This is a genomic window from Tepidibacillus infernus (genome assembly GCF_048898065.1).
GTDB lineage: Bacteria > Bacillota > Bacilli > Tepidibacillales > Tepidibacillaceae > Tepidibacillus_B > Tepidibacillus_B infernus.
The window spans coordinates 1-315 of the sequence record NZ_JBLWFI010000029.1 but is presented as its reverse complement, the minus strand read 5'-3'; the positions used below and the strand labels follow the sequence as shown (position 1 = coordinate 315).

The following is a 315-nucleotide window of genomic DNA, read 5'->3' as shown; positions in this document are numbered from 1 at the left end:
AAATGGGGGATCTCTCCCACTATAATAGTGCTAGCCAGCTCATTAAAAAAGCAGGAACAAATCCTGTCATCAAGCAATCTGGGCAAAATGGCGGCTATTATGGGGGTATCTCCAAACAAGGGAATTCAAATTTACGAAGAGCCATATATACCGCCGGGCGTTGCTTATCCACACATAATGAAGCTTTAAAGCCCTTTTATAACAGATTAAAGGAAAAAGGCAAAAAAGTACGTAAAATCTATATTGCAATGGGAAACAAGTTTATAAAAATTGCTTTTGCAATGTTAAAAAATCAGAAACCTTTTGAATGGAATC

The 315-nt window shown here is 36.8% G+C and carries 1 protein-coding gene; it reads left to right on the top strand.

What is annotated here, in order from left to right:
* Window positions 1-315 (top strand): transposase (locus TEPIDINF_RS15255; RefSeq protein WP_421692404.1); only part of this gene is annotated, 315 nt, incomplete at both ends.